Annotated in this window: 1 protein-coding gene; it reads left to right on the top strand. The window is 46.2% G+C overall.

Features of this window, described 5'->3' with window-relative positions; genetic code table 11:
• Window positions 1-357: hypothetical protein (locus ACNKXV_RS13570; protein ID WP_417908264.1), on the top strand; the 357-nt coding region annotated here is incomplete at both ends.

Below are 357 nucleotides of genomic sequence, written 5' to 3'. Positions count from 1 at the left end.
ATTGGGGTTGTTTCTGATCGGATTGACTGTGTTTACGGCGGTTCCTTTTTTGGGAAACTACACGCTTACCGAGGAGCTGGTTTTGGTTAATACCAAGGATATCCATCGGGAGAAAATGGCCGAAATCCTCGCTCCGATGTATGGTCAGGAATATGGTTCCAATTTTTCCTTTCTTTCCGCTTTTGGAGAAAACTTCAATACCTACAATGACAACCTGAAAGCTCAGCAACACTGGGATCAGGTCATTTGGGATGATTATGGATTTGCATTGTCCAAGGCTGCCGCGAGTAGTCCGGTCCGAGAAAACCCATGGCTTTGGTTGGGTTTGTCGATCGGATTGGCTGTATTGGGAGGTTA

It is taken from the genome of Christiangramia aquimixticola, assembly GCF_048285835.1.
GTDB classification, from domain to species: domain Bacteria; phylum Bacteroidota; class Bacteroidia; order Flavobacteriales; family Flavobacteriaceae; genus Christiangramia; species Christiangramia aquimixticola.
Note: the sequence above shows the minus strand (reverse complement) of the source record. Positions and strands in the feature narration are given on the sequence as shown.